Origin of the sequence: Bradyrhizobium sp. LA2.1, assembly GCF_040547725.1 — a bacterium.
GTDB classification, from domain to species: Bacteria; Pseudomonadota; Alphaproteobacteria; order Rhizobiales; family Xanthobacteraceae; genus Bradyrhizobium; species Bradyrhizobium barranii.
In genome coordinates this window covers 279188-304891 of record NZ_JBEPQI010000006.1, presented here as the reverse complement: position 1 = coordinate 304891, position 25704 = coordinate 279188, and the positions used below count along the sequence as shown (strand labels likewise).

Genomic DNA, 25704 nt, shown 5'->3' with positions numbered 1-25704 from the left:
GAAGCGTGCCCACCACTGCCAAAGACGGTGGGCACGGCGCTAGCGCGCCTTTGCCCACCCTACGGCACTAAAACGGGCTCACCGAAAAATACCGCAGCCACAGATCGGTGTAGCGGCCTTTCTCCCAGACGCGGAACAGGGCCCAGTTCAGGGCCTGGCGCAGCACGTCGTTGCCCTTGCGGACGGCGATGCCGATGCCCTCGCCGAAGAAGCGGCTCTCGACGAAGGGACCGCCGGAGAAGGCGCAGCAATCGCCGGAATCCGTGCCGTTGATCCAGAACGCCAGCGAGATGGCGTCGCCGAAGATGAAGTCGACCTCGCCCTTGCGCAAGGCGGCGCGCATCGCGTCGTCGTTGGGATAGGGATGCAGCTCGGCGTCGGTGAACATCGCCTTGAGGTACGCTTCGTGCGCAGAGCCGGCGATGACGCCGACTTTCTTGCCCTCGAGATATTCGGGCCGGATCTCCGGCATCACCGCGTCCTTGCGCGAGGCGAAGCGCGCCGGCACGCGGTAATAGGGATCGGTGAAATCAACGCGGACGCGAAGCTGCGGACTCACCGCCATCGAGGCAATGATGGCATCGCCCCGGTTGGAGGAGAGCGCGTCAACCAGGGTCTCGAAGCGACGCATCTGCACCGTGCAGGTGACCTTGATCTCCTCGCACAGCGCGCGGGCGAGATCGACGTTGAAGCCGGCCGGATTGCCGTCAGCGCCGGTGTAGTTGAACGGCGGATAGTCGGTCTCGGTCAGGAAGCGGATCACGGTCAGGCGCGACAGGTCGGGCCGCTCGGGCCGCCGCCGCGGGTCCCAGAAGCCGGGCACGGCCTGGGGAGCGGCTTGAGGGGCGACCTGCGGCGTGGCTTGGGGTGCCGGCGGGGGCTGCTTGGCCGGGGCCTGGGCCTTTGCGGAGGGCAGGCCTGCGAGCAGACATGCGCAGGCGACCAGCCCGGTCAGGACGCGGCGCACGGTTTTGGACGATTTTGCCTGTCGCGACGGGGCCATCGGCGGGAAATGAACGAATTTCGTTGGGATCGGAAGGCGTTATAGACCATCCCGCCGGGAACGCGAGCGCCGATTGCGGGATGGGTAAAGGTCTCTCAGCCGTCATGCCCGGGCTTGTCCCGCCTGCGGGGCCGAAGCCCCTCCGGCGAGGCGAAGGCCCGGGCATCCACGAACATTAGCACCCTCCGAAGAACGTGGATGGCCGGGACAAGCCCGGCCATGACGATGTGGAGAGGACTGCGCCCGAAAGGGCCCTCAGAGATACCGCTTCAAATCGGCCGCGGCCTCTTCCGGCGTCCGCTTCATGTTGAACGGCGATACGAACCGCCCGTCGCGGTCCATCAGGTAGATCAGCGCGGTGTGGTCCATGGTGTAGTCGCCGTCCTTGGTCGGGACCTTCTTGGCATAGACCCGGTAGGAGGTGATCACCTTGGCGGTCTCGGCGGGGTCGCCGCTGAGCCCTTCGAGGTGCGGGTCGAAGCTCGACAGATAGTCCTTCATCGTCGCCGGCGTATCGCGCTCGGGATCGACCGAGATGAAGACGGCATTGACCTTGTCGGCATCCTTGCCCATCGCGCGCAGCACTTCCGAGATCTCGAACAACGAGGTCGGGCAGACGTCGGGGCAATGGGTGTAGCCGAAGAAGATCAGGGTCGGCTTGCCCTTCAGGTTCTTGTCGGTGACGGCCTTGCCGTGCTGGTCGGTGAGCTGGAACGGGCCGCCGATCGCGGCGGGCTGCGCCACCTTGCTGACCCCGCCCATCGCCCAGAACACGATCAGCAGTCCGACGACGAGGCTTGCAGCGAAGGCGGTCGCGATCACCAGCGGACGGGCGGTGGAGCTCATGAGCGGAAAACTTCCTGTCGCAGGTCAGAAGCAGGCGGCAAAGCCGGTCCTGATCATTTCGAAGAACACCTGGCTGCCGTAGTGGAACCAGAGCGCCAGCGCGCCGAGCACGACCAGACCGCCGATCCCCGCGCCAGCCAACAGCAGCACGAACGGCAGCCGGCCGGCAGTGGGCGAATTGTCCTGTAGCGGTTGGACCGGGTGCAGTGGTTGAGCCATGACAACGATCGGGGCGAAGGCCCCGGTTCCCTTGCCATTCAAATAGGCGTTGGCTTGGGCCCGGGCAAGCGCCGCGGGTGCTCCAAGGAATACTTTCCGGAATCAGATCGCGCCGATGACGTCAGCGAAGCAGCTGGCCCCGAGCGGACTCCAGCTCTTCCGCCTGCGGGAGAGCCCGGCGCAGGGGGCGGTTGGTCGAGGCCTGCGCGTCGAGGTAGCAGGGCTTGTACATGGCCTGGAGCTGCTTGCCCCTCAGGAAGAGCATATGCGGGGTGAGGCCGCCGCGCTGGTTGATCCAGCGCTTCACCTGCGAGGGATACATCGCATAGAGCATCTGGGTCGCTTCGGAGTTGGTCACCGCACGGCCGTTGGCGCCAAAATCCCAGGCGGCGTGGAAGCCGAGGGTCGCGTGCGAGGTCACACAGATGCGGTCGCGCGGAATGGCGCCGAGGACGATGGTGCAGGCCGAGGCACAGAGGCCGTCGATGATGACGGTGTCGCCTGACTGGCGCAGATCCTGGTACCTGTCGACGTAGGTTCCGATCCGGCCACCGCGGTCATCCGCAATCCGAACCACTGCGTGAGAAGCCCCCATGCCCGCGATCAGGAGAACCGCCGCGAGCAACCCCGTCAGAAACTTCATTGTCCCCCGCCCCAGTCGAATTCGAATCTGCGTGTCAGGTGGTGATGCGTTGCTAGCGTCCGTCGTAACCGTGGTTTTGTCTAGGCACGTCGGCTGGCTCAAAACAAATTCAAATCCAGTGTTGCGCCCGCGCTGCACTCGGACGGCCCTCATCCCAAAGCGGAACAAGTTAACGATGCCTTATGCGCCACACCCTTGATCTCAGCTGCAACCGCTGGCTTCAATCCCGGGTAACTACAGGGGGGAACCTATGGCTGAAGAGACAGACGTCATCGTCGTCGGTGCGGGACTATCGGGACTGGTGGCCGCAACCGAGATCGCGGACGCCGGCAAGCGCGTGATCGTGGTCGACCAGGAGGGCGAGCAGTCGCTCGGCGGCCAGGCGTTCTGGTCGTTCGGCGGATTGTTCCTGGTCAATTCGCCGGAGCAGCGCCGGCTCGGCATCAAGGACTCCTTCGACCTTGCCATGCAGGACTGGATCGGCACCGCCGGCTTCGACCGCGACGAGGATTTCTGGCCGCGCCAGTGGGCCGAGGCCTATGTGGCGTTTGCGGCGGGCGAGAAACGCGACTGGCTGCGCGCGATGGGGCACCGCATCTTCCCGGTGGTCGGCTGGGCCGAGCGCGGCGGCTATGACGCGATGGGCCACGGCAATTCGGTGCCGCGCTTCCACGTCACCTGGGGAACCGGCCCCGGCATCGTCGAGCCGTTCGAGCGCCGCGCGCGCGAGGCCATGAAGAGCGGCCGGCTGACCTTCAGGTTCCGCCATCGCGTCGATGCGCTCTCCATCACCAACGGCACGGTGGACGGTATCAGCGGCGCCGTGCTCGCGCCTGACAATGTCGAACGTGGCAAGAGCTCGTCGCGCAACGTGGTCGGCGAGTTCGCGCTGAAGGCGCAGGCCGTGATCGTGGCGTCCGGCGGCATCGGCGGCAATCACGAGCTGGTGCGGCAGAACTGGCCGAAGCGGCTTGGCGAGCCGCCGAAGTTCATGATCTCCGGCGTGCCGGAGCACGTCGACGGCCGCATGATCGGCATCACCGAGAAATCGGGCGCGCGGCTGATCAACCGCGACCGCATGTGGCATTATGTCGAAGGCATCCAGAACTGGAATCCAATCTGGCCGCGCCACGGCATCCGTATCCTGCCCGGCCCGTCCTCGATGTGGTTCGACGCAACAGGCACGCGGCTGCCGGCGCCGTTGTTTCCCGGCTCCGACACGCTCGGCCAGCTCGAGTACATCATGTCCACCGGCTATGATTATTCCTGGTTCATCCTGACCCAGAGCATCATCAAGAAGGAATTTGCGCTGTCGGGCTCGGAGCAGAATCCCGATCTGACAGGCAAGAGCTGGCGGATGACCCTGCGCCGCGCCACCAACAAGGGCGCTCCGGCGCCGGTGGAGGCATTCAAAAGCCATGGTGTCGACTTCATCGTACGCGACAAGATCGAGGATCTCGTCGCGGCCATGAACAAGCTCGCCGGCAGCGACCTCCTCAAGCTCGAGCACGTCAGGATGCAGATCGAGGCGCGCGACCGCGAGATCGCCAATCCCTACGTCAAGGATGCGCAGGTGATGAACATCCACAATGCGCGGCGCTATATCGGCGACAAGCTGATCCGCACCGCCTCTCCGCACCGCATCCTCGATCCCGCGCGGGGGCCGCTGATCGCGGTCAAGCTCAACATCCTCACCCGCAAGACGTTGGGCGGTTTCGAGACCGATCTCGACTCGCGCGTGTTCGGCAGCGAGGGCAGCGTCATTCCCGGCCTCTATGCGGTCGGCGAAGCCGCAGGCTTCGGCGGCGGCGGCGTGCACGGCTATCGCTCGCTGGAAGGCACCTTCCTCGGCGGCTGCCTGTTCTCGGGCCGCAATGCCGGCCGCGCCGCGGCGAAGGCCGTGGGCTAGATCATGCGGAGGTGGATGCAGATCGGGGCGCTTCTTGCGGCATTGGCCGCAGCTTCTGCTGCATCCGCCGATACGATCGACGTCAACGGCGTGAAGCGATCCTACACCGCGCAACTGCCGGCAAAGCGGCTTGTGCCGCTCGTGGTCGTGTTGCACGGCAAGACCCAGCGCGGCGCCGACATGGTCGCGCGAACGGCGTGGCCACAGGTCGCGAAGCGCGAAGGTTTTGCCGTGGTCTTTCCCGACGGGCTCAACCATGCCTGGGCCGATGCGCGGACGAAGGCTGGACCGGCGCTGCGTGGCCCGCCCGAGGGCACCGACGACGTCGCCTTCATCGCAAAGCTGGTCGAGACGCTGGTGACGAACGGCACGGCGGACCCGAAGCGTGTCTATGTCGCCGGCATCTCCAATGGCGGCGCCATGGCGATGACGCTGGTTTGCGCGCGCGCCGATCTGTTTGCGGCGGGCGCGAGCGTGATCATGAATCTCACGGATGAGGCCGCAGTCACCTGTCATCCATCGCGGCCGTTGCCGATGCTGCTCATCAACGGCACGGCCGACCCGCTGGTCCCCTACGAGGGCGGACGCGGATCGAGCTATTATGCCGCAGACGGGTTCTGGTCCACCGAAGAGACGCTGGCCTTCTGGCGCAAGCTCAATGGCTGCGAGACCGACGACGCCGAGGTAACCGATTTGCCCGAGAAGGCGCCCGCGGATCAGTCCACGGTCACACGGATCTCCTCACGCTGTCCCAAAGGGCACGACGTCGTGCTCTATCGCATCAACCATGGCGGCCACCGCATGCCCGGCTTCGCTCCGGATGCCCGCTTCCCGAAGGTCGCAACCAGCCTGCTCGGGCCGCAGAACCGCGACATCGACGGCGCCGAGACGATCTGGTCGTTTTTCAGTCAGTTTCCGTGAACGGCCCATGCATCAACGGGCAACGCATGCATGCCTGGCAACGCATGCGTGCCTGGGGTGGCAGAGCTGGGGGCGCTGGGTTAGACAGGGCCGCCATTCCCAGCAGGAGATCCCCCAATGAGCATTCAGCGTTTCGAAACCGGCCCGCGCATGAGCCAGGTCGTCGTGCACGGCAACACCGTCTATCTCGCCGGCGTCGTCGCCAACAAGGCCGCCGGTGAAAGCGTCACGAAGCAGACCCAGGACATCCTGGCGACCATCGACAGCCATCTCGCCAAAGCCGGCACCGACAAGTCGAAGCTGCTCTCGGCCACGATCTACATCACCGACATGAAGACCTTTGCCGAGATGAACGCGGTGTGGGACGCCTGGGTCTCGCCCGGCAACACACCGGCTCGCGCCACCGTCGAAGCCAAGCTCGCGGCGGCTCAGTACACCGTCGAGATCATGGTCACCGCGGCGAAGTAAACTCGCGCTGAAATTGTTGCGAACGTCCGAAGCGCGATGAGAACATCATCGCGCTTCTTTTCTGCGTACGCATGACCTCCGAGGTAATCGATCTGCGCGTGCGAACCTTCGATAGTCGAGACAGCCGAACACGGCGCCATCGAAGGAGAGCACCATGACCGACCCCGTCACCATCGCCCGCCGCTATATCGAGCTCTGGAACGAGCGCGCCGCAGGCCGCCGTCGCGAACTGCTCAGCGAGAACTGGACGGCGGATGCGAGCTATGTCGACCCCCTGATGAAGGGCGATGGCCGGGACGGCATCGACGCGCTGATCGCGGGCGTGCAGCAGCGCTTTCCCGACTTCAAGTTCACGCTGATCGGCGAGCCCAACGGCTACGGCGAGCATGTCCGCTTTTCGTGGGGCCTTGGTCCCGACGGTGTCGACAGCCCGATCAAGGGGACGGATTTCGCCGTGCTGAAGGACGGGCGGATCAGGAGCATCACGGGATTTCTGGACCAGGTGCCCGCGGGCGCGTGACGTCTCTTACCCTCCCCTGGAGGGGGAGGGTCGGCTCACATTGAGCGCAGCGAAATGTGAGACGGGGTGGGGTGACAGTCTCTCCACCGATGCGATGCCCGAGCGGAGAGATCACCCCACCCCGCTCGCGCTGCGCGCGATCGACCCTCCCCCTCCAGGGGAGGGTAAGCAAGAGCCCGGCCCTTAGCTTGCAGTTGCCAGCCGATAGGCTCGCTTCGCATTCACACCAAATGCCTTCTCTCGAACATTCGGACCCAGCTTCGCCAGGCACGCTTCCAGCGCCCCCTTGATCTCGCCATAACTCCCGGCAAGCAGACACACCGGCCAGTCCGAGCCGAAGATCAGGCGATCCTCGCCAAAACATGTTGCGGCATGTTCGACGAACGGAAACAGCCGCTCCGCATCCCAGTCACTCCACACCGCTTCCGTCGCGAGGCCCGAAATCTTGCACCAGACATTGCCGCAGGCCGCGAGAGCCGCGATGCGATCGGCCCATTCGGCGCTTCCGCCATCGGCGATCGGCGGTTTTGCGGCGTGGTCGAGCACGAAACGCGCTTGCGGAAAGGCCTGTGCAGTTGCGATCGCGGCGGGCAATTCGCGAGTGCGGACGAGGAAATCGTAGGCGAGATCGCGGGCGAACGTTGCAGTGAGGCCGCGTTGAACGTCCTCGCGCAACAACCAGTCCGAATCGGCCTCGTCATGCACCTGGTGACGAATGCCGACCAGCTTGTCGCCGCCGGGCGAAGCGCGCAAGCGGTCGAGCGCGTCGCCAAGCGCACCGTCCGTCAGATCAGCCCAGCCGACGACGCCAATCACCGAGGGCGTCGCATGCGCGATCCGCAAGAATTCCCCGGTCTCCTCCAGCGCGGAGCGGCACTGCACCAATATGCTCGCGTCGATGCCGTTTGCTTTCAACAGCGGCGCGAGATCGGCGGGGCCGAAGGCGCGGCGGATCGAGGCCAATTCCGGCGCGTCCATCCAGGGATAGTCGGCGCGCGACGGATCCCAGAAATGCTGATGGCCGTCGATGATCATGCCCTCACGCTCCGCCCGGCAACGGCGCGCGTGCGTCGACGAGTTTGCGCGCACGCAGCTCCTGCCAGAAGGCTTGTGGCACCGCCTTCTCCGACATCGCGATGTTGTCGGAAACTTCCGCGGCGTTGCGCGCGCCTAGCACGGCAATTGTGACCGCCGGATGGGCCATGCAGAACTGGAGCGCGGCGGCCTTCAGCTCGGTCCCGTGCTTGCGGCAGAGCTCGTCGAGCTCGAGCGCACGCGCGATCAGCGCCGCGTCGGCGTCCTGATAGTTGAACTTCGCGCCGGGATGCGGATTGGCCAGAATGCCGCTGTTGTAGATGCCGCCGAGCAGGATGCCGATGTTCTTCTCGCGGCAGACCGGAAATAGCGCATCCAGCGCGCCCTGGTCGAGCAGCGTGTAGCGGCCGGCGAGCAGGAAGCAGTCGACCGCAACGGCCTGGGCAAAACGAACCAACATTTCCGACTGGTTCATGCCGGCACCGATCGCCTTGACCGTGCCGTCGGCGCGCAGGCGCTGGAGCGCGCGGAAGGCGCCGGCCACGGCGTCGTCATAGTGATCGTCGGGATCATGCACGAGCAGGACATCGATGCGGTCGAGCCCAAGGCGCGTCAGGCTCTCCTCCACCGAACGCATCACGCCGTCATGGGAGAAGTCGAACACCGGCCGCTCGCGCGACGTACCCTTGTAGTGCGCGTCCTCGGCGGCCGCGCCATCAGGCGCGCGCAGCAGACGACCGACCTTGGTCGAGATGACGTAGGAGTCGCGCGGCTGCTGCAGCAGGAAAGCGCCGATCCGCCGTTCGGCGAGGCCAAAGCCGTAGAGCGGCGCGGTGTCGTAGAAGCGGATGCCGGCCGACCAGGCGCGCTCGATCGTGGCGAACGCATCGGTATCGCTGACGGCGGTGAACAATCCGCCGAGCGGGGCCGAACCGAGACCGATAGAGGTGACGTCGAGGGAGCCGAGCCGCGATCGTTTCATTCCCATTGCCTTCCAAAAGTCTTCCTTCCAACCGTCCAAATCATCTCTCCCGCTTGCGGAAACCGCAAGCGGGAGAGGATCGCAGGAGCACGGGGCTGGCGACGCTCCTACTTCAACATCTGCGCAACGTTGTCCTTGGTCACGAGATCGAGGCCGGTATAGACGATCTCGGGTACCTTCTCGCCCTTCTTGATGGCGAGCAGCGTATCCATCGCCTTCTCGCCCATCTCGAACGGACGCTGGCCGACCAGCGCATTGGCGTAACCGTCGCGCAGCAGTTCAAGCTGCATCTTCAGCGTATCGGCGACGACCAGCGTGAACTTGCCGGAGTCGATGTCCTTCTTGTTCCTGGAGGCGAAGGCCTTGAAGCCTTCGGGGGCGAACATCGGCCAGCCGCCGATGGGAACGATCGAGGCGAGGTCGGGCGTGGCGGTGCGCATATCCGTCATCTGCTGGACCGCCAGCGCCGGATCGTCGTTGCAGAAGGTCGGCGAGCCCGCGACCTCGGTCCATTTCGAGCCCTTCAGCGCCTCGCGGACGCCGTCGACGCGCTCGGCGAGATTCTTGGCGCCCGGACCGCCCGAGACCATCGCGTATTTGCCGCCATCGGGCCGCAGCTTCAAGAGCTCCTTGCCAAGCGCGACGCCGAACTCCTTGTTGTTGGTGCCGATATAGGCGATCCGCTTGGAGCCAGGCGCATCGGCATCGAAGGTGATGACGGGGATGCCGGCCGCGGTCGCCGCCTCGATCGACTTGGTCATGGCCGCAACGTCGGCGACCGAGATGGCGAGGCCGTCGACCTTCTGGGTGACGAAGTCCTGGATGATCTGCGCCTGCGTCGCCGGCTCATGCTCCACCGGCCCCTTGTAGATGCACTCGATGTTACCGAGCTCCTTGGCACGCTTCAGGCAGCCGTCGCGCGCGAAGTCGAAGAACGGATTGTTCATCGCCTTGGGCACGATCACGAAACGGTAGTTCGCGGCGAACGCCGGCGTCGCCATCATCGCGACCGCGATGCCGGCAAGAAGAAGTTTCCTCATTGTTTCCTCCACCCTTCTCTGGCGCCCATCCTCTTAAGATCGTCCGGGGAGCGGACAGGCGACATTTTCGTTGCCCTCCCGGAACGACGTCAGTTCAGATCATCCGCGAGCGGATGCGATCGACCAGCACCGCCAGGATGATGATCACGCCAACCAGCGTCTGCTGCCAGTAGGAGCTGACCTGTGCCAGCACGAGGCCGTTGCGGATCACTTCCAGCAGCACGCAGCCGACGATGGCCCCCAACGGACCGCCGATGCCGCCGGCGAGGTTGGCACCGCCGATGACGGCCGCTGCGATCACGTTGAGCTCGTAGGACGTCGCCATGTTGGCGGGCGCCGATCCGAGCCAGCCGGAGATGATGATGCCTTGCAGCCCTGCGGCAAGCGCGCAGATCACATAGACCTCGATCTTCACCCGCACGACCGGTATACCCGTGAGCTCGGCGGCCTTCTCGTTGCCCCCGAGCGCGAACACGTGGCGGCCGAACGAACTGTGGTGCAGGACCACGGCCATCGCCAGCGCGAGGACCACGAGATAGATGAAGGGCACGGGCACGCCGAGCACATCGCCCGAGGTGAGCGCGTAGAAGTAATCAGCGTCCGGCCCGCCCGGAAAACTGCCGCGGCCGTTGGAGACGACGTAGCCGAGCCCACGCACGATCGAGAGCATGCCGAGCGTGGTGACGAAGGGCGACAGGCCGAGCACGGCGATACAGAAGCCGTTGACGAGGCCCGCGATCAGCGCGACGCCGAGCCCCGCGAGGATCGAGATCAGCAGGATCAGACCCGGCACGTTGGCCAGCACGGTCTTGCCGTCAGCGGCCATATGCACGAACAGCGAGCCTGCGGGCGAGCCGGGCGCCGACAGCTCGGTCATGACCATCGAGGTGATCATGGCGGAGAAGCACATCATCGAGCCGACCGACAGATCGATGCCGCCGGTGATGATCACGAAGGTGACGCCGAGGGTGGCGATGGCGATGAAGGAGAAATTCTTCGCCACGTTCTGCATGTTGCCTTCGGTGAAGAAATAGGGGCTGGCGAAATGCATGACCACCAGCAGCATCGCCAGCGCGAGCAGCACATAGCCGGTCTGGGAAGCGAAGATGCCGCGCTGCCACCATCTGATCCGGCCGACATTGGTGAAGCTGATCGGAGATTCCAAGGGCATGGCCATCACGCCGCCTCCTTCGCGCCAGTGATCAGGGCGGTGACTTCCTCGGGCGACGTCTGGTGGATCGGCTTGTCGGCCCGCTTCTCGCCGCGGCGCATGACGATCACGCGATCGCACACCGCGAACACGTCGGGCATACGGTGCGAGATCAGCATGACGGCGACGCCCTGCTCCTTCAGCCGGTGGATCAGGCCGAGCACCTGCTCGACCTGGCGCACCGAGATCGCGGCGGTCGGCTCGTCCATCATGACCAGCCGCGCGTTGGACAGCCGCGTCCGCGCGATCGCAACCGCCTGGCGCTGGCCGCCAGACATCTGCTTGACGAGATCGTCGGGGCGCGTCTCCGAGCGCAATTCGCCGAACAGCTCCAGCGCACGCGCCGCCATCGCCTTGTGGTCGAGCAGTGCGAGCGGGCCGAACCTGCGCTTCAGCTCGCGGCCGAGGAAGACGTTGGCAGCAGCCGTCAGATTGTCGGCGAGCGCGAGGTCCTGGTAGACGACCTCGATGCCGACGCCGCGGGCATCGACGGGCCGGTTGAAATGGACCGCGTTGCCGGCAAAGCGGATCTCGCCATGGCTGGGACGGAAATTGCCGGCGATGATCTTGACCAGCGTGGACTTGCCCGCGCCGTTGTCGCCCATCAGGCCGACGACCTCGCCGGGCTGGACCTGCAGGTCGACGCCGTGCAGCGCGCGGATTGCGCCGAACTCCTTGCCGATGCCGGTCAGCTCGAGGACCGGTGTCGCTTCAGCCTTTGTCATCAGCGGCCTTCCTCAGACGTAGCGGTTGACCAGGGATTCCAGATATTCCTGCCGCCCCGAGCGCGGCCGCGGGTCGAAGCCGGGGCTGAGCGCACGGTCGGCAAGTTCGGCAAGCGAGCGCTGGCCGCCGAGAATGGCCCGGCCCTCGGGCCCCGCCCATCCCTCGTAGCGCTGCGCGAGCGGTGTGGTGAGGGCGCCGGCATCGAGCATGTCGGCGGCGGCGAGGAACGCGCGCGCGCAGGCATCCATCGAGCCGACATGGGCATGGATCAGATCGTCGGGGTCGATCGACTGCCGCCTGATCTTGGCGTCGAAATTGAGCCCACCCGAGGTGAAGCCGCCGCGATTCAGGATCTCGTGGAACACCAGAGCCAGCTCCGGCACGTTCATCGCGAACTGGTCGGTGTCCCAGCCGAGCAGATCGTCGCCGCGATTGACGTCGAGCGAGCCGAAGATTCCGAGCGCCTCGGCGAGCGCGACCTCGTGATGAAAGGAGTGGCCGGCAAGGATGGCGTGGTTCTGCTCGATGTTGAGCTTGACGTCGTTCAGGAGGTCGTAGCGTTCCAGGAAGCCATAGCAGGTGGCGACGTCGAAATCATATTGATGCTTGGTCGGCTCCTTCGGCTTCGGCTCGATCAGGATCGGGCCCTTGAAGCCGATCTTGTGCTTGTGCTCGACGACCAGCGAGATGAAGCGGCCGAGCTGGTCGAGCTCGCGCTTGAGATCGGTGTTGAGCAGCGTCTCGTAGCCCTCGCGGCCGCCCCACAGCACGTAGTTCTGGCCGCCGAGCCGGTGCGTCACCTCCAGCGCGGCGCGGACCTGGCCGGCGGCATAGGTGAAGATTTCGGGGTCCGGATTGGTCGCGGCACCCGCCATGTAGCGGCGATGCGTGAACAAATTGGCCGTGCCCCAGAGCAAGCGGACTTTTGCGGAGGCCATCTTCGCTTCGAACAGATCGGCGATCGCGTTGAGATTGGCGACGGACTCGCTGAGCGAATTGCCTTCCGGCGCCGCATCGACGTCGTGGAAGGTGAAGAAGGGCACATCCAGCAGACGGAATAGCTCGAAGGCGACATCGGCCTTGGCGCGTGCCTGCGCCATCGCACCGGCACCTTGATGCCAGGGGCGCAGAAAGGTTTCGCCGCCGAAGGGGTCGCCGCCCGGCCAGCAGAACGAATGCCAGTAGCAGACCGCAAAGCGCAGATGATCCTCGAGCCTGCGGCCATGCACGAGCCGGTCCTTGTCGTACCAGCGGAAGGCGGGCGTGTTTCCCGCATCCTTGCCGCCGAAGGCGACAGGGGCGCTTGCATCGAAGAATTTTGCTGGTGCGTTCACTTAAGACTCTCCTTCAACGCAGGATAAAGTTCGCGCCATCGCCGATAGGCGTCGTCATAGGCCGCAGTGACGGATGCGCGGGGCGCAAAGCTCGCGAGCCGCCGCGGGCGCTTGCACACTTCCGCGGGATCTTCGCCGGTGGCGGCGAGCCGGCCGAGCCGCGCGGCGCCGAGCGCCGCCCCGACCTCGCCTTCCTCGACGCGGTGGACGGGAATGCCGAGCACATCGGCGCAGATCTGCGCCCACAGCGGCGAGCGCGAGCCGCCGCCGACGAGATCGACCTCCGCGATCGGCCCGCTGGCCGCGCTCAGCGCCGCGAGGTTGTCGCGCGCGGCGAAGGCGACGCCTTCCAGCACGGCCTGCACGATCTGGCCGCGCCCGGTCGCACCGCGCAGGCCGACGAAGGCGCCGCTGGCGGCGGCATCGTTGTGCGGCGTGCGCTCGCCATCGAGATAGGGCAGGAATTTTATGGAGCTCGGTCCGTCGACTCGCTCGCCGAGCGGCGCCAGCAGCGCGGCCGCCGGCGTCTCCATCACGCCGGCGAGCCAGGCCAGCGAAGCCGCGGCCGACAGCATCACGCCCATCTGATGCCAGAGGCCGGGCAGCGCATGGCAGAACGCATGCACGGCCGAAGCCGGCGCCGGTGCAAACCGATCGGTGACGCGGAACACCACGCCTGATGTGCCGAGCGACAGGAACGCATCGCCCGGCGCGATCGCGCCGAGCCCGATGGCGCTCGCGGCATTGTCGCCGGCACCGCCGGCGATCACGACATCATTCGCCATGCCCCAGCGCCGCGCGAATTCCGGCGCGAGCACTGCACTGACCTCGCTGCCCTCGACGAGGCGCGGCATGTGGTGGAGATCGAGCCCGACGGCGTGCAGCAGCAGCGCCGACCAGCGGCGCAGACCGACATCGAGCCACAGCGTGCCTGCGGCGTCGGACATGTCCTCGACCATCTCGCCGGTGAGGCGATAACGCACATAGGCCTTCGGCAGCAGCACCTTTGCCACGCGCTCGAAGATTTGCGGCTCGTGCCGCGCGACCCAGAGCAGCTTTGGCGCGGTGAAGCCGGGCATCGCCAGATTGCCGGCGATCGTGTGCAGCGACGGGCAGCGCCGCTCGAGCGCGACGCATTCGGCGTGCGAGCGGCCGTCGTTCCACAGAATCGCGGGACGCAGCGGCCGTCCATCCTCGTCCAGCAGTGTCGCACCATGCATCTGGCCGGACAGCCCGATGCCGCGCACCTGCGCGACCTCGCGCGGATGGCGGGCGGCGAGATCGTCGACGGCGCCAACGGCCGCATCGACCCAGGCGTCGGGATCCTGCTCGGACCACAGCGGCGCGGGATGCGACAGCGCAAGCTCGCGCGCGGCCGTCGCGACAATCGCGCCGGTTTCGCTCACGAGCACCGCTTTCACACCGGATGTGCCGATGTCGATACCGAGATACACGCCGTCCTCCCTTTCGCCTGATGCGGTGCGCGATCTCAGAGTCGCCCTTTCCGCAACGGACCGTTTTGAAATCCACCCGCCCCTAGGGCAAATTGTCCCGCATCACGATGTCGATCCTGATCTTCTCCTGTTCGCGCAAGATCGGCTCGCCGCGCGCAAGCGCGAGCAGCACGCGCACGGCGGCGCGCGCTTCATGCCCGGGGTTCTGCGAGATCGCGGCATCCATCACGCCCTGCAACAGCAGCCGGCGCGTCAGTGCGGTGACGTCGTGTCCGACGAACACCACCTGCTTGCCGCGGCCGGCATCGCTCAACGCTTTGGCGACGCCTTGCGTGCCGGCGCCGACGTTATAAAGGCCGACAATGTCAGCATGCCTGCCGAGCAGCTGCGCCAGAACCTGTTCCGAACGGCCGTCTTCGTCGCGCCCTTCCAGCACCGGCAGAACGCTGAGATCGGGGAATTCCGACGCCATCACTTGGCTGAAGCCGAAGATGCGTTCGGAATGGTCGCGCAGGCCCTGCGAGCCCGCGACGATCGCGACCTTGCCGGACCGTTGGCCGACCAGCCGACCGACCAGCGCGCCGGCGGTGCGTCCCGCCGCAATGTTGTCGATGCCTACATAATGGTGGCGACGCGAGGACGGGACGTCCGAGACCAGCGTCACGACCCTGGTCCCGACGTCGACGAGATCGTTGATCGCGGCGCGGACTCCGGGATGGTCCAGCGCCACCACGGCGACGCCGTCGTAATCGCCGGACAGCGTCTCCAGCGAGGCCGCGAGCACGGACGGGTCGAACACATCAGTGGCGACCACCGCGACGCCGAGACGGCGGGCCGAGAGCCAGGCCGACATCTCGCCGAGATAGGCCTCGATCTGCTGCATGAAGGGGTTCGGCCCCGCCGGCATCACGAAGGCAAAGCGGCGGGCGCGGCTGCGGGCGAGCTCGGCGGCGGCGACGTGCGGCTGGAAGGCGTTGCGCTCGATCGCCGCCTTGACGCGCCGGACCGTATCGGGCCGCACACCCGGGCGGTTGTGCAGGACGCGGTCGACCGTCGCGAGGCTGACGCCCGCCTCGCGGGCGATGTCCTTCAGCGTCAGCGCGGTCGCGGTGAGAGTATCGGCCATGGCTGAAGGTTATCGAGGTGTTTTGAGGTACGCAACTCATTTTGAGCCGCACGACGATGTTTTCGGGCCCGGGTCACACCGCGCGGCCTCAGCCGCCGGTCAGGTCGAGCGTCAGGAACAGGCTGTTGGGATCCTCGACATAGCCCTCGAACGGGCCGCAGGGCACAAAACCGTGCGCCTGATAGAGCGCATGCGCGGGCTTGAAATAGTCCCAGGAGCCGGTCTCGAGGCTGAGCCGCTTCAAGCCACGCGCGCAGGCCTCAGCGATGATGTGGCGGAGCATCCGGCCGCCGAAGCCGCGCCTCCGCGTGGTTTGCACCGTGTGCATCGACTTCACCTCGCCATGGTCGGCCGAGAGCATCTTCAGCGCGCCGGTGGCGACCAGCGTCTCGCCGTCCCAGCCGGTCCAGAACGCGACGTCGCTCGCGCGCAGCCCAGCGAGATCGAGCGCATGGGCGCTGCCCGGCGCGGTCTGCGCCCGCGCAGCCGTGACGTGATGGTCGAGCAGCGCAATGACGCGCGGATCGAAGGTATCGCCGGTGCGGATCTGCATCGTCACGGCCTCACCTCACTTGAAAGCCGCTTCTGCATGAGGACCATATCGAGCCAGTGGCCGAACTTGCAGCCGACCTCAGGCATACGGCCAACCTCGGCAAAGCCGAACGACGCGTGCAGCCCGGTCGAGGCGGAATTCGAAGCCTCGATCGCGGCGACCATCGTGTGCTTGTTGAGCGCGATAGCGCGCTCGATCAGCGCGGCCATCAGGCTGCGGCCGACGCCGAGCCGATGATGTTGCTCGCCGACATAGACCGAATTCTCCACAGTGTGGCGATAGCCGGGCCAGGGACGGAAATCGCCGAACGATGCGAAGCCGACGACGTCCCTGCCCTTCATCGCGACCAGCACGGGATAGCCGGCCGCTTGCCGTGCGCGCATCCACTCGCGCCGCGAAGCCAGATCGGCCGGTCCGTCGGTCCACACCGCCGTGGTGTTGATCGCGGCGTAATTGTAGATGGCCAGAATATCTTCGGAATCCTCCAGCGTGGCGTCCCGCACGATCAGCGACATCACATTTTCCCGTACGATGTGCCGCGCCGCGTGATGATGACGTAGCGCGCATCCTGTTTGGTTTCGTTCTCGAAGGTCACCGCCCGCATCACGTCGAAGTCGAGACAATCGCCGTCGCGCAGCCGCACGGTCTTGGCGTCGATATGCACGCAGACCGCCCCCTCCAGCATCAGCAGCTGCTGGGTGAACGCGTTGCGGCCCCAGGGGCTGTAGGAGACGCGCGCACCGGCCGGCAGGTCGACGACGATGATCTCGATGCCACTTGCCGCATCCGGCGGCGAGGCGTGCCGCCGACGGTAGCCGCTGTCGGGATCGCGCCAAAGCGGCTGGTCGGCAAGCCGCATCAACCGCTCCGGCGGTTTCTCGGCGAGCGCGACGACGTCACTGAGGGTGACATCGAGCGCCGCGCAGAGCTTGTTGAGCAGCGCAGCGGTGGCACTGCTTTGCGCCCGCTCCACCCTCCCGATCATGGCCCGGCTGACACCGGAGCGCGTCGCGAGTTCGTTCAACGTGATGCCCGCCTGCGTCCTCAACGTCTTCAAGCGACGACCGATCGCACGGTCGAGTTTCTGCTGGTCCATGGCTTTCATCCGAATATTGCCCGACAGGAGGACCGCACCCATCAGGGCGGGAGAAGCTTAAGCCGGGCGGGGCGCGCATGCCGGATGCGAAGAGCTAATATATTAGAATTTTTGCGCGGCAAATTCCCTGGCGAATTGCCACAGCCCGCCTGGACATGGCGGGCTCGGCAAAGTGTCCTTGGGGAAATTCGCTAGACCAGAAAATCCGGCGCCGCGCCGTGGGCCTGCGGGATCAGGGATCCGGGCGCGAGGTGAAGCGTCATCGCATGATGATCCGCATCGGTCAGCGTCAAAATATTGGTCTGAGTGTCGAAGGCCGCGTTCACCTTGGCGTCGAAGCCATCCAGCACCAGCGTCGTGCCTGGCGTATAGTTTGAGATGACACCGGATGTTTGCCGGGCGTCGGGCCCGAAAACAAACGTGTCCGTACCCGTCAGAACGACATTGCTGCTCAAATTACCGGTGACCACCAATGTCCCGTTGTTGACGTTGACCGTTCCGGTCCCGCTCAAATTGTCGACCTTGAGCACGCCATTATCCAGGACAGTGGCGTTGTTGACGAGGTTGCCCGAGACATCCACCTCACTGCCGGCGTGCACATTGACGATGCCGCCATTGGTCAGGCCACTCGTGAAGTCGATCGTGCCGCCCTGATCGGCGGTGATCGTTCCAAAGGTGTTGAGAACGGCGTCGTCGAAATTGAGCGAGGCATGCACGGCTTCGATCAGGCCGCTGCTGGTGACGGAATTGCCGGTGTTCACCGCAAGCGGCTGGGACCCGTTCGCCTCGAGCGTGCCGGAGAAGCCGATATCCAAAGTGAGGCTGTGATCTCCGTTTCCGATGGTGCCGGCGCCGTCGATCGTGCCGCCTTCAAGGTCGAGCGTGTGATGCCCACCGCTGTTCAGGATCGAGGAGCCCGGATCGAGCTTGATCTCGCCATTGCCGATGACCGTGGCGTCGCCGGTCAGGATGACTTTCGCGAAATTGAAGAGCTCGATCTTGCCGCCGTTGTTCAGCGTGCCGCTGACATTCAGAACGCTTCCGGCACTGTCGTCAAACACGGCGCCGGCCTTGAGCGTCACGTTGTTGAAGCTGTTGGCGCTGCCTGCAACGGATTCGATGAGTCCGCCTGATGTCGCATCCAGCAACGTCCCGTCCAGATGCACGTTGTCGAAGGTGATGGTGCCGCCATTGGCGACGATCGCACCGAGGGAACCGCCGGCGATCGTATCGTTCACGAAGGCGAGCATCGCCTGGGTTTCGCTCAGTGAACCGAGATTGTTGATCGTGCTGTTGCTGATCACACCGGCGCGGCCGGTCTCGTGCAAATTGCCGGTCACGCTGATATTGATCGTTGCCCGATCAATCGACGTGAAGCCGGTCGAGCCGGTGACAGTCAGAACGCCACCGCCGCCGCTGGTGTCATTCACGTCAGTGACCGTGATCGCGACGTTCTTTGTCGTGATTGTTGTCAAGTCGCTGACCGCGACGGTGACGTCATAGACGTTGTCGTGATTCGCGTCCTTCGGGGCCTCGAAGTCGGGCGCGGACTTGAACGTCACATCGCCCGTCGCCGACACGTCGAACAGAGCCGCGTCAGTGCCGGACAGCGAATAGGTCAGCGCGGGACTGTCCACATCGGTCGCCGCGATGTGGTAGGCGACGCCAGTGCCATTCTCCGCGAAGCTTGCCGTCGTGCCCGAGCTGATCACGGGCGCATCATCGATTCCCGTCAGCGTCACGGTGATGCCCTGTGTCCCGTAGAAGCCGTCGAGGACCAAGATGAAGATGTCGGTATGGGTCTGTCCGGCCGCGAGCGGAGCGATGTTGGCATGAGAGACATCATAGCTCCACGTCACCTTGCCATCGGCAACGTCGATGGTGGCCGTGAGTGTGCCGAGATTGCCGTCTTGCGGTGCCACCGCGACCGTGTGGGCACCGGCAAAGAAACCCGCCTGCGATGTCGAAAAATGGGCAGCACCATTGTCCGTCAGCTTCGCTGCGGTGAAGGAAGGCGTAGTAAGATCTCTTACAAAGATGTCGTAGGTATGGTTGGTATCGCCCGGCACCAGAATGCTGGATAAAGACTCGAATGCCACCTTGGTGCCATCAGGCGAGAACACGGGAAGCCGGCTGCCGCCTCCGAATTCCCACGGCCTGCCCCCATTGGTCGAGACGGCCGTGATGGCACCCGTGGCCAGGTCCTTCACATAGACGACCTGATCGGCATTGACACCCGGCACGAGATTGGTGGCACTGGAATAGAACGCAATCTTGGTGCCATCAGGCGAGAACACGGGTTTCTGGGCTTCGCCGTTGTTCTGCGGGACTCCGTCGGCATCGGTCGATACCAGCGTGACCGCGCCTGTGGTCAGATCCTTAATGACGATGTTGCCGATTAGGTTGTTAGAACTACCCGGCACAAGATTGTCGGCAAAGGTATAGAACGCCACCTTGGTGCCATCTGGCGAGAACACCGGGTCGAAGCTGCCGCGATCCCCACGAGCGCCGCTGGCGCTCTCCGACACCAGTGTGGTGGCCCCGGTGGAAAGGTCCTTGATGTAGATCTCGGTGGTGTCGCCGCGCACTGTGGCCGACCCGAACACGATTTTGGTGCCATCGGGTGAGAACGAGGGGGGGAAGGTAAAGCCATTCTCAAGCCCGCCGCCGCCGGGTCCTCCGTTGTATGGACTGGGCGCCACGAGCGTTATAGCGCCAGTGGTCAGGTCCTTCACGAAGATGTCGCGCACGTGGTCGGTATCATCAGGCACGAGATTGTCGGCATCGGAATAGAACGCAACCTTGGTGCCATCAGGCGAGAATATCGGGTTGGTGGTCGATAAGCCGTCCGCCTGTTCCCCACTGGCACTCGTCGATACGCGCGTGAGGGCACCGGTGGCCAGGTCCTTCACGAAGATGTCGGCGCCCGTTGCGAACGCCAACTTGGTGCCATCGGGCGAAAAAATCGGCTGGTAGCCACCCAGCTGAACCCCGCTGGCATCGGTCGACACGAGCGTGATCGCCCCGGTCGAAAGGTCCTTCACGAAGACGTCGGGTGCACCGTTGGTATCGCCGGGCACCAGATTGTCGGCATAGGATGCGAACGCCACTTTCGTGCCGTCGGGCGAGAACGCTGCCTGGACACTCGCGCCATCCGCCTGCGCCCCGGTTGCGCTGGTCGACACGCGCGTGAACGCATCGTCGCTGCCACCGCCAGCGGTGAAAACAGGTGCTGAATTCGTCATCAATGCCTCCGTTTGCCCGGCAACAGGCCGGGTCCGAATGTTTTGCACGACAATCAGAAACAGAAACGCGGCACCAATGAGTCCCTGCTGTCCAAGGCAAGTTTAGTGCCCCTAGATGACGAACGCTTGATGCAGCCGCGAAGGATCAGATGAAGGATCAGATTGAGCGTCGTTGGCTGCGCCGCTGCACGACAGGCAATCAAAACTGCGCCAGCAGTCTTTCACGATACGCAGCCGCGCCGAACTGCGAGAGCGCATAGCATCCCTCAGGGTGATCTCGTGTCGTCGGGATGAATAAGCCGCTCCATTCTGAAATGCAGCGCGAGCGGTGATCCGTTACATCGCCAAGAATTGCCATCGCTAAAAATTGGCCACTAGAATCGACGCTGGGGAGACCGACGCCATTTGGCGGATCTTCGGCCCCTTCATGCTTCCGGATACGCCAAGATGAACGTGGCCAGGGGGCGGAGAAACATCCAACACGCCAAATCAGCGGCCATCAATTTTTGAATGGAGCGGGCGAAGGGAATCGAACCCTCGTATGCAGCTTGGGAAGCTGCCGTTCTACCATTGAACTACGCCCGCGAATGCGCATGCAGCGCCCGCTCTGATTAGCCGAGACGGCGCCTCCCGCCAAGCGGTTTGGCGCACCCGGCCGGACGCTTCTTAACGTTTCGGTAAGATTCCAGGTGCGCCGGATTGTGGCGGTGTTATGATCGCGCGTCTGGGGAGAGACGTGCACTGAGTGGGGCGTGTGCATGCTGGGGCGTGGCTACACGATATTCAACACGGCCATAGGGCGCTGCGGCATCGTCTGGAGCAGCACCGGTGTGGTCGCCGTGCAATTGCCGGAGGCGCGGGAGATCGACACCCGCCGCCGGATTTTCGCGGTCCATCCCGAGGCGCGCGAGCAGCAGCCTCCGCTGAATGCCGAGCTTGCGATCGAGGGCATCGTGGGCCTGGTGCAGGGCGGCGACCCTGATTTTTCCGACGTCAGCCTGGACGCCGGCGGCGTCCCCGGCTTCCACCGGCGCGTTTATGAAGCCGCCTGCGCCATTCCGCGCGGGGAGACCCGCACCTATCACGAGATCGCCAAGGCGCTGGGCGCCTCCGGCGCCGCGCATTCGGTGGCGCAGGCGATCGCCAAGAATCCCTACATGCTGATCGTGCCCTGCCACCGGGTGCTGGAGGCCGGCAACTACGCCGACCGGCTCTCGCCTTACGGCGGGGTGATCTCCAAGCGGCGGCTGCTGGCGCTCGAGGGCGCCCATCCGGTCGCGAGCAAGACGCTGTTCGAGGTGCTGCTGCCCGTTGCCCCACCGAGGCCCAGCTAAGGCGCGATCGCAATCGCACCTTAGCTTTGTTTTTTGGGCATGATCTTGTCGGACCACCGCTACACACTTGTCCGGATCATGCCTAGATAGGTGGCATGGATGCGACCACGCTGCTGACCACGCAATCGATCACGGTGTCCGAGTTTCGCTGCGATGCGGGACCGGACGACAAGCCGTTCGCGGAGTGCCGCACCGGCCATTCCATTGCCTATGTTCGCTCGGGCAGCTTCGGCTGCCAGTGCCGCGCCGGCTTCTTCGAGCTGGTGGCGGGCTCGATGCTGGTCGGCGCTCCCCGCGAGGAATACACCTGCACGCATGAGCATGTCAGCGGCGACGTCTGCCTGGGCTTCTTCTTCAGCGAAGACCTGGTCGATGCCCTCGGGGGACGACGCGATATCTGGCAGGTCGGCGCGACACCGCCGCTGCCCGAGCTGATGGTGCTGGGCGAGCTCGCTCAGACGGCGGCAGATGGCAACAGCGACCTCGGTCTCGACGAGGTCGGTCAAATTCTGGCCGGCCGCTTCATCGATGTCGTCTCGGGCAAGGCGCGCAAGCCGGCCACGCCCACCGCACGCGACCGCCGCCGCGCCGTCGAAGCCGCGCTGTGGATCGACGCCAACTCGCATGCCGAGGTCGACCTCGAACAGGCCGCGCGGCAGGCGGGCCTCAGCCCGTTCCATTTCCTGCGGCTGTTCTCGGCCGTGCTCGGCGTCACCCCGCATCAATATCTGGTGCGCTCGCGGCTGCGCCATGCGGCGCGGCTGCTGACGGATGATGACATCGCGGTCACCGATGTCGCCTACGACGTCGGCTTCGGCGATCTCTCCAATTTCGTCCGCACCTTCCATCGCGCTGCCGGCGTGTCGCCGACGAAGTTCCGGCAGGCGTCGAAGGGCGAGCGCAAGATTCTCCAAGAGCGCGCGACCCTCAACTGAATAGGGTCGTCTCCGGCGCGCGCCAGTTGCGGCGCGCTTTGCAATGGAGACGATCATGTACGACCACATCGGACTGCGTGTTGCCGACCTCGACGCCGCCACGCGCTTCTACACCGCGGTGCTGGCGCCGCTCGGCTACGCCCTGTGCTCGAGCGGCGACGACTATGCGGGCTTCGGGCCGAAGGGCGAGCCGGCGCTCTGGCTGCACCTGAACAAGGGACGCAAGGCCGACGGCGCGCATATCGCGTTTCGCGCCAAGGATCATGACGCGGTCAAGGCATTCCACAGCGAGGGCCTGAAGAGCGGCGGCCGCGACAATGGCGGCGCCGGCCCGCGCAAGGACTACAGCCCGACCTACTACGCGGCGTTCCTGATTGATCCCGATGGCAACAACATCGAGGCGGTTTGCGTGTGAGCGTCGGCCGCCATCGCCTCACACGCTGTCATGCCCCGGCTTGACCGGGGCATCCAGTACGCCGCGGCTTCTCGATTCAATCACAGCGGCCTCTGGAATACTGGATCGCCCGACCAAGTCGGGCGATGACACCTGAGATGATGGCCCTATCGCTCGTCTCTCCACATTATAGGAATCTACCATGGCCTCCATCCACAACGACATTTTCCTCCCCGTTCCCGCCCGCGACGTCTGGGACGCCGTACGCGATTTCGGCGCGCTGCCTCAGCGGCTGGCGCCGGGCTTCGTCACCGCCTGCACGCTCGACGGCGATGCACGCATCGTCACCTTCGCCAATGGATCAGTGGCGCGCGAGGTGCTGGTCGATTGCGACGATGCGCGGCGGCGGCTGGTCTACGCCATCAACAACGAGCGGCTCAGGCATTACAGCGCCTCGGTGCAGGTGATCGCCGAGGGCGAGGCGAGCTGCCGCCTTGTCTGGATCATCGACATGCTGCCGAACGAGCTTGCGGCTTACGTCCAGGGGCAGACCAGGGACGCCGTCGCCGCGATACACCGGGCGTTCCCGGCCGTGGCTGCGTGATCTCTCTCACAGAGCCCTGCCCTCGCCGGCCCTAACCATGGCCGCGTGCGTCCGGTTGGCTCCGCTCTCCCGGCGGAGCCACGCACGCGAGGAGCAGGCCATGAGAGGTGCGGACAAGGTGATCTGCCAGGCAGCCGCCGTGCTGCTGCTGTTTTCGATCTCGAGCGCGCCGGCAAAGGCGCAGTTCCTCGGCGGTGGAGGCGCCGGCGGCGAGGACATGATGACCCAGATGGCGCCGATGCTGGAGATGATGAAGGCGAAGATGGGCAAGCGCCGCTTCGCCATGCTGATGCAGACCATGGGTCCGATGATGAGCCGCATGATGGAGAACGGCGGCGGCGGGCTCGGCGGCATGATGGGGGGCGGCGGCGGCAATTTCGGCGGTGGCTTCGGCGCGCCCAATTACGGCGGCTACTCGCCGATTGGCGGTGGCGGCTACATGCCGACCGGAATGGTCGGCACGGGTGGCGGCGACATCATGGGCATGCTGGGTGGTTCCGGCGGCGGCGACATGATGGCGATGATCCCGCAATTGATGCGGCTCGCCAATGTCGGCGGCGGTGGCGGCCATCGCCGCCACAGACACCGCTAGTCTGCAACGCCCGAAAGCGCAGGCCTGATCGCAGGTTTCGTCTCGCGCGGCCCCCAGCGTGTCAGCACCACGCTGGAGCACGAGAGCAGGCCGAGCACGACCATCGAGCTGGCGGCCAGCCAGAAGAAGCTCTGCGCGGTGGCGTCGTGCGTCGACAGCCACCAGCCGATCGCCGCGATGTAGATCAGGCGCGCGGTCTGCGCCAGCACCGGCCCGATCACCTTGGCCGCGCCCTGCGACGAGAAATACATTGTCGAGGCGAGCCCGATGAAGGCGTAGAACGGCGCCACCGTCGACAGATATTCATGGCTGGTCGCGCGCACGGTGGCGCTGTCGGTGAAGATGTTGACCCAGAGATCTGGGAACAGCGCGACGAGGCACGCCGGCGCGCCGACGGCGACGAACGCGCTCGCACCGGCGATCCAGGCGATGCGCCGGGCGCGCGCGATGCGCACCGCGCCGATCGCCATGCCGATCATCGGCACCGAAGCGATGCCGAACGAGAACGCGATCGAGGTCAGCAAAAATTCCAGCCGCGCGCCGATGCCGTAGCCGGCGAGGATCGCAGTGCCGAACTTTGCCAGCATGTGGGTGAAGATCGAGATCGTCAGCACCGATTGCAGCGGCGAGAAGCAGGCGATGGCGCCGACCTTCAGGATATCGAAGAACATCGCCCACTGAACGCGCAGCCCGCGCAGTTTCGGTACGATTCGGGCGCGGCCGGAGAACAGGTACCAGCCCATCACACAGATGTTCATGGAATAGGCGATCAGCGAGCCGGCCGCGACGCCGCGCATGCCGAACTGCGGCACGGGCCCGAGCCCGAGGCCCAGCGTGCCGCCAAGCACGACCTGCATGACCGCGGAATTCAGCATCAACAGCGAGGGCAGCTTCATGTTGCCGGTGCCGCGCAACACGCCGGCCATGGTGTTGAGCAGCCACGGCAGCACGGCCCCGCCAAAAAACACCTGTGTGTAGGCGACCGCATGCGTCAGCACATCCCCGCGTCCGCCGAGCATCTCCAGCACCTTGGGCCCGAAGATCAGCATGCCCAGCATGAAGACGAGGCCGAAGGTGATGCCGATCAAGAGCGCATGTGCGGCGAGAGTGCCGGCGCGCTCGCGATCGCCTGCGCCGAGCGCCCGCGCGATGGCCGACGCCACGGCGCCGCCCATGGCCCCGCCGGACATCGTCATGGTCAGGATCACTGTCGGAAACACCAGCGCCATTGCCGCCAGCGCTTCGACGCCGAGCCGACCGATATAGGAGGTCTCCGCGATCACCACACAGGTGCCGGCCGACAGCGCGACCACGTTCGGCCAGGCGAGGCCGAGCAGCGTGCGCAGAATCGGCCCGTCCGTCAGCGCGCTTCGTACCGGCCGCGGAGGCGGCGGCAACGGACGCTCTTGTTCATCGACCGGGATTTCGGCGATGTCGGACATGTCCTCTCCCGGGCGCAGGCCATTCGCGGCGCGGCAATGCGTAGGTGTGCCAATAAATTTCTTCGCGCGGAAG

26 protein-coding genes and 1 tRNA gene are annotated in these 25704 nt (G+C 65.3%); 9 read left to right on the top strand and 18 right to left on the bottom strand.

The genetic code is table 11. The features are described 5' to 3' along the window. Positions 1-67: 67 nt before the first annotated feature. From ABIB95_RS14080 to ABIB95_RS14065, 4 genes are all read right to left on the bottom strand, one after another. Positions 68-1003 (bottom strand): ABC transporter substrate-binding protein, encoded by a 936-nt coding sequence (locus ABIB95_RS14080; protein WP_354240072.1) that lies wholly within the window; start codon positions 1001-1003, stop codon positions 68-70. 255 nt (positions 1004-1258) lie between these two features. Further along, positions 1259-1849 (bottom strand): SCO family protein, encoded by a 591-nt coding sequence (locus tag ABIB95_RS14075; protein WP_014491337.1) that lies wholly within the window; start codon positions 1847-1849, stop codon positions 1259-1261. Between the two features lie 24 nt (positions 1850-1873). Beyond that, complete coding sequence (locus tag ABIB95_RS14070) at positions 1874-2068, bottom strand: hypothetical protein (RefSeq protein ID WP_354240070.1); 195 nt, start codon at positions 2066-2068, stop codon at positions 1874-1876. A 121-nt stretch (positions 2069-2189) separates the two neighbouring features. After that, entirely contained in the window at positions 2190-2711 is a 522-nt protein-coding gene (locus ABIB95_RS14065) for a Clp protease/crotonase-like domain-containing protein (protein ID WP_085399635.1), read from the bottom strand. Positions 2712-2961: 250 nt separating this feature from the next. Between ABIB95_RS14065 and ABIB95_RS14060 the strand changes: the two genes are divergently transcribed. The 4 genes from ABIB95_RS14060 to ABIB95_RS14045 all read left to right on the top strand — a co-directional run bounded on the left by ABIB95_RS14060 (position 2962) and on the right by ABIB95_RS14045 (position 6529). Continuing rightward, the gene (locus ABIB95_RS14060) at positions 2962-4620 is read left to right on the top strand and encodes an FAD-binding dehydrogenase (RefSeq protein WP_354240068.1); all 1659 of its coding nucleotides are present in this window, start codon (positions 2962-2964) and stop codon (positions 4618-4620) included. Between the two features lie 3 nt (positions 4621-4623). Further along, entirely contained in the window at positions 4624-5541 is a 918-nt protein-coding gene (locus tag ABIB95_RS14055) for a CE1 family esterase (RefSeq protein WP_094183948.1), read from the top strand. A 117-nt stretch (positions 5542-5658) separates the two neighbouring features. Further along, positions 5659-6009: a RidA family protein gene (locus tag ABIB95_RS14050; RefSeq protein WP_014491332.1), complete on the top strand. Its 351-nt coding sequence runs from the start codon at positions 5659-5661 to the stop codon at positions 6007-6009. 154 nt (positions 6010-6163) lie between these two features. Then, positions 6164-6529 carry a nuclear transport factor 2 family protein gene (locus ABIB95_RS14045; RefSeq protein WP_028147997.1) on the top strand — a complete coding sequence of 122 codons (366 nt, stop codon included), beginning with the start codon at positions 6164-6166 and terminating at the stop codon, positions 6527-6529. A 183-nt stretch (positions 6530-6712) separates the two neighbouring features. Here the strand turns inward: ABIB95_RS14045 and ABIB95_RS14040 are convergent, their stop codons facing one another. The 13 genes from ABIB95_RS14040 to ABIB95_RS13980 all read right to left on the bottom strand — a co-directional run bounded on the left by ABIB95_RS14040 (position 6713) and on the right by ABIB95_RS13980 (position 20915). Continuing rightward, on the bottom strand, positions 6713-7564 hold the full coding sequence (locus ABIB95_RS14040) for an amidohydrolase family protein (protein ID WP_354240066.1): 852 nt from the start codon (positions 7562-7564) through the stop codon (positions 6713-6715). A 4-nt stretch (positions 7565-7568) separates the two neighbouring features. Continuing rightward, a complete protein-coding gene (locus ABIB95_RS14035; protein ID WP_354240064.1) occupies positions 7569-8546 on the bottom strand; it encodes an aldo/keto reductase in 978 nt (325 codons plus the stop codon). 107 nt (positions 8547-8653) lie between these two features. After that, a complete protein-coding gene (locus ABIB95_RS14030) occupies positions 8654-9586 on the bottom strand; it encodes a sugar-binding protein (RefSeq protein ID WP_063985925.1) in 933 nt (310 codons plus the stop codon). Between the two features lie 94 nt (positions 9587-9680). Further along, complete coding sequence (locus ABIB95_RS14025; RefSeq protein WP_085399632.1) at positions 9681-10763, bottom strand: ABC transporter permease; 1083 nt, start codon at positions 10761-10763, stop codon at positions 9681-9683. Next, positions 10763-11521: an ATP-binding cassette domain-containing protein gene (locus ABIB95_RS14020; RefSeq protein WP_014491326.1), complete on the bottom strand. Its 759-nt coding sequence runs from the start codon at positions 11519-11521 to the stop codon at positions 10763-10765. Before ABIB95_RS14020 ends, ABIB95_RS14025 begins: the two co-directional genes overlap by 1 nt. A gap of 12 nt (positions 11522-11533) precedes the next feature. Next, entirely contained in the window at positions 11534-12856 is a 1323-nt protein-coding gene (gene xylA / locus ABIB95_RS14015; protein ID WP_354114455.1) for a xylose isomerase, read from the bottom strand. Next, entirely contained in the window at positions 12853-14310 is a 1458-nt protein-coding gene (xylB, locus tag ABIB95_RS14010; protein ID WP_354114456.1) for a xylulokinase, read from the bottom strand. Before xylB ends, xylA begins: the two co-directional genes overlap by 4 nt. 82 nt (positions 14311-14392) lie before the next feature. After that, positions 14393-15436 (bottom strand): LacI family DNA-binding transcriptional regulator, encoded by a 1044-nt coding sequence (locus ABIB95_RS14005; protein ID WP_354240061.1) that lies wholly within the window; start codon positions 15434-15436, stop codon positions 14393-14395. Between the two features lie 88 nt (positions 15437-15524). Continuing rightward, a complete protein-coding gene (locus ABIB95_RS14000) occupies positions 15525-15989 on the bottom strand; it encodes a GNAT family N-acetyltransferase (protein ID WP_354114469.1) in 465 nt (154 codons plus the stop codon). Between the two features lie 2 nt (positions 15990-15991). Next, positions 15992-16504: a GNAT family N-acetyltransferase gene (locus tag ABIB95_RS13995; protein WP_354240059.1), complete on the bottom strand. Its 513-nt coding sequence runs from the start codon at positions 16502-16504 to the stop codon at positions 15992-15994. Next, positions 16504-17085, bottom strand: coding sequence for a helix-turn-helix domain-containing protein (locus ABIB95_RS13990; RefSeq protein ID WP_071917075.1), 582 nt, complete (start codon positions 17083-17085; stop codon positions 16504-16506). The genes ABIB95_RS13995 and ABIB95_RS13990 overlap by 1 nt, the downstream gene beginning before the upstream one ends. 191 nt (positions 17086-17276) lie before the next feature. After that, positions 17277-20330, bottom strand: a complete 3054-nt coding sequence (locus ABIB95_RS13985; RefSeq protein ID WP_354240057.1) for a DPP IV N-terminal domain-containing protein — start codon at positions 20328-20330, stop codon at positions 17277-17279. A gap of 511 nt (positions 20331-20841) precedes the next feature. Then, positions 20842-20915 (bottom strand) — tRNA-Gly (locus ABIB95_RS13980). Between the two features lie 173 nt (positions 20916-21088). On the opposite strand from ABIB95_RS13980, the gene ABIB95_RS13975 reads away from it, so the two are divergent. From ABIB95_RS13975 to ABIB95_RS13955, 5 genes are all read left to right on the top strand, one after another. After that, on the top strand, positions 21089-21664 hold the full coding sequence (locus ABIB95_RS13975; RefSeq protein ID WP_354240055.1) for a methylated-DNA--[protein]-cysteine S-methyltransferase: 576 nt from the start codon (positions 21089-21091) through the stop codon (positions 21662-21664). Positions 21665-21759: 95 nt separating this feature from the next. Beyond that, a complete protein-coding gene (locus tag ABIB95_RS13970; protein WP_208084059.1) occupies positions 21760-22599 on the top strand; it encodes a helix-turn-helix transcriptional regulator in 840 nt (279 codons plus the stop codon). 55 nt (positions 22600-22654) lie between these two features. Beyond that, entirely contained in the window at positions 22655-23014 is a 360-nt protein-coding gene (locus ABIB95_RS13965; RefSeq protein ID WP_354240052.1) for a VOC family protein, read from the top strand. Positions 23015-23195: 181 nt separating this feature from the next. After that, positions 23196-23597 (top strand): SRPBCC family protein, encoded by a 402-nt coding sequence (locus tag ABIB95_RS13960; protein ID WP_354240050.1) that lies wholly within the window; start codon positions 23196-23198, stop codon positions 23595-23597. Positions 23598-23697: 100 nt separating this feature from the next. Continuing rightward, the gene (locus tag ABIB95_RS13955) at positions 23698-24189 is read left to right on the top strand and encodes a hypothetical protein (RefSeq protein WP_354240049.1); all 492 of its coding nucleotides are present in this window, start codon (positions 23698-23700) and stop codon (positions 24187-24189) included. Here ABIB95_RS13955 and ABIB95_RS13950 read toward each other — a convergent pair. Further along, a complete protein-coding gene (locus tag ABIB95_RS13950; RefSeq protein ID WP_354240047.1) occupies positions 24186-25631 on the bottom strand; it encodes an MATE family efflux transporter in 1446 nt (481 codons plus the stop codon). The two genes, ABIB95_RS13955 and ABIB95_RS13950, sit on opposite strands and share 4 nt — an antisense overlap. Between the last annotated feature and the right edge of the window lie 73 nt (positions 25632-25704).